This window comes from Methanoculleus sp. (assembly GCF_035363275.1).
In the GTDB taxonomy this organism is placed as follows: domain Archaea; phylum Halobacteriota; class Methanomicrobia; order Methanomicrobiales; family Methanoculleaceae; genus Methanoculleus.
Window position 1 is genome coordinate 1 of the sequence record NZ_DAOSET010000109.1, and the last position, 2646, is coordinate 2646.

2 protein-coding genes are annotated in these 2646 nt (G+C 60.4%); one reads left to right on the plus strand and one right to left on the minus strand.

The genetic code is table 11. The features are described from left to right. The coding region (locus PLN84_RS12990; protein ID WP_348532162.1) for an SBBP repeat-containing protein at positions 1-2111 on the minus strand (2111 nt) is incomplete at its 3' end. A 153-nt stretch (positions 2112-2264) separates the two neighbouring features. Between PLN84_RS12990 and PLN84_RS12995 the strand changes: the two genes are divergently transcribed. Next, positions 2265-2618 carry a hypothetical protein gene (locus PLN84_RS12995; protein WP_292382938.1) on the plus strand — a complete coding sequence of 118 codons (354 nt, stop codon included), beginning with the start codon at positions 2265-2267 and terminating at the stop codon, positions 2616-2618. The last annotated feature ends 28 nt before the right edge of the window (positions 2619-2646 follow it).

The following is a 2646-nucleotide window of genomic DNA, read 5'->3' on the forward strand; positions in this document are numbered from 1 at the left end:
GTGGAGGTGGCACCGTCGCCGAAGGACCAGAGCCAGGAAGTCGGGTCGCCGGTGGAGAGGTCCGTGAACTGGACGACCAGCGGGACGGGGCCAGAGGTGACGTTCGCGGCAAAGTCTGCGGTTGGTAGTTCGACGATGCCGAACTTCGCGACGAAGGCATCGCTACTCCCTCCACTATAGGTGCTCTGGTATGCCCGCAGGACAGGGAAGTCATTAGATCCCGTATACCCCGCGACCCATACTCCGCCGGCGTCGTCACCCGCAAGCGCTTTTCCATAATCATCCCCCTCCCCGCCCAGGTAGGTCGATAAGAGGAGAACGCCCTCCGACGAGAAGTGGGAGACGAAGGCATCGTAATAATCTTCTCCTCCTCCATAGGTGTTCTGGAACGCATCATCCGTGATCGGGAAGGCGGTAGATTTTGTACACCCCGTGACCCACACCCCTCCATCGCCGTCACCCGCAAGGGTATATCGATGATCATCTTCTCTTCCTCCGTACCCATCACAATCATCCTTCTCCCCGCCCAGATAAGTCGATGAGAGGAGAGCGCCCTCCTGCGAGAAGCGGGCGACGAAGCGATCGCCATAAGATGACCCTCCCCTGTAGGCGTTCTGGTGTGCGTTCAGGGTCGGGAAATCGTCAGAGCGTGTATCTCCTGTGACCCATACTCCCCCGGCGCCGTCACCCGCAAGGGCATATCCGGAATCATGTTCGTCTCCACCCAGGTATGTCGAGTAGAGGAGAGTGCCGTTCGACGAGAAGTGAGAGACGAAAGCATCATAACTCCCCTCATTGTCCCACTGGTATGCGTTCAGGACCGGGAAGCCACTGTTGGGGTAATCCGGCACATGCACTGACTGTGTCTCTCCAGTGACCCAGACACCTCCATCGCCATCACCCGCGAGGGCGGATCCGTCATCGTGATTCATTCCGCCCAGGCAGGTCGATGAGAGGAGAGTGCCGTTCGATGCGAAGTGGGAGACGAAGACATCCCACCCCCCTCTGTTGCCTCTCTCGAATGCACCACCCGTGACCGGGAAGCCGCCATAATCGTTGCCCCCCATGACCCATACTCCCCCGTCGCCGTCACCCGCAAGGGCCGAACCATAATCATACCCATCTCCGCCCAGGTAGGTCGATAAGAGGAGATCGCCGTCAAACGAGAAGCGGGCTACGAAGGCATCGCCAGAACCCCCTCCATAGTCGCTCTGGTATGCATCCCCCGTGACCGGGAGGTTGGTTGAGGTCGTCAGTCCCGTGACCCAGACCCCTCCTTCGCCGTCACCCACAAGGGCATTGTCGATTTCAGTTTCCCCTCCGCCCAGGTAGGTCGATGAGAGGAGAGTACCGTCCGACGAGAAGTGGGAGACGAAGGTATCTCCACCTCCTCCATAGGTGCTCTGGGATGGGTTCAGGACCGGGAAGTCGGTTGAACCCGTCGTCCCCATGACCCATACTCCCCCGGCGCCGTCACCCGCGAGGACATGTCCATACTCGGCGGTCGCTCCACCGAGGCAGGTCGATGAGAGGAGGGTGCCGTTCGATGCGAAGTGGGAGACGAAAGCAATGTGGCCCCCATTTCCATTGGAGTCGTCCAGGACCGGGAAATCGAGAGAGCCCGTATACCCCGTGACCCATACCCCTCCTTCGCCGTCATCCGCAAGGGCATACCCCATATCCCAATTCTCTCCGCCCAGATAACTTGAGTAGACCAGTTCGGGGTCGATGATCAACTCATGCCCGGCGTCGTACTCCGCCACCGCGATACGAACCGATCCGTCATCGACGACGTACTCCGCGGCCCGACTGACCTTTTCCCCGTCGATCACCTGCCAGCAGACGAGAGGGCTCTCAAGCAGCTCCCCTGCCGGCGACGCAAACCGCAGCACGCCGTCCCCATCCACGCGAGGCATGCTCTCTCCCTCGTAGAGCAGTTCAATCTGCGAGGGGTCCGCGCCGGGGGAGATGTGGAACTCACGTTTCAGCCTGCCGTTCTCCTCGGCATACACGAGATCGATCCCGGGATACAGGTCTTCATATACGATCCTGGAGTACACCGGGATGCCGCTCAGCCACTCCGACGAATCGTTCCCGACGTAATAGTTCACGACCCCCGGACGCTGACGGCAAGCGGTCAGCTGTGTGTCGGGGGATGCACCGGCAAACGACTGCCGGATAACGTCTCGGGAGACGTTATCCGCACTCCCTGAGATATGGGTCAGCACAAGTCCGTCCCTCGTAAAGAAGACCGTTGTTTCCCGGTGCTGCAGGACATACTCCACCCCGGGGTCGCACTGGCCGACATTCGGGATGAAACCCAAACCGAGAAGTCGATAGTCCGCTCCGCCGTCAATTTCAAGAGAACCCGGGGATGGACCGCCCGTTTCTGTATTCGCCGCCGCTACCGCCGGCAGCAACGCTGCCAGTACAATAAGAACCACGAGAGAGAGTATCCGCTTCATCATGACCACGCATCCGCGACACCGATCCTGCCGGCGAGCTCCTGCTGCCCGGGAGTCGAGAAGGGGAAGCGAGGGGTATCGGGATGCCCGGATGTCGGGATGGCCGCGACGGTCGATGAACGCCTCTCGATCGGGGAAGTCATTCCCTCGTGATGCCGGATCGGCTATCTGGCTATGCACG